This window comes from Vibrio sp. 1078-1, from assembly GCF_033340475.1.
The window spans coordinates 1-535 of record NZ_JAWOWM010000812.1; the positions used below are offsets into that span (position 1 = coordinate 1).

General features: G+C 47.1%; 1 protein-coding gene. It reads left to right on the forward strand.

Going from position 1 to position 535, the window contains the following annotated elements; translation table 11 throughout:
* On the forward strand, positions 1-535 hold a 535-nt coding region (locus R7190_RS30215), incomplete at both ends, for a Dyp-type peroxidase (RefSeq protein ID WP_318138255.1).

Below are 535 nucleotides of genomic sequence, written 5' to 3' on the forward strand. Positions count from 1 at the left end.
GGGCGCTAATCTGACGATTTCCATCGCATTCACCAAATCATTCTGGCAGCACCTAAATATTGACGCACCAGAAGAGCTGATTGATTTCCCGCAACTTGGTGAAGGCGACATTATTGCGCCAACAACAGATGTTGATGTGCTTATTCACTGCCATTCTACTCGCCACGATTTGCACTTTTACGTATTGCGCAAATTCCTAACCGATATTGCAGAAAATGTGACGGTCGTGGATGAAACGTACGGCTACCGCTACCTAGATGCACGTGACATGACGGACTTTATCGACGGCACAGAAAACCCGACAGGGGACGCTCGCGCTGACGTAGCATTGGTAAAAGATGGCCCATATGCTGGTGGCAGCTATGTTATGGTTCAACGTTTTGAGCACAACTTGCCAGCTTGGAATCGCCTAAATATCAAAGCTCAAGAGAAAGTTATTGGTCGCACCAAACCAGATTCAGTCGAGCTAGAAGACGTACCGGCAGCATCTCACGTTGGTCGAGTTGATATTAAAGAAGAAGGCAAAGGTTTGAAG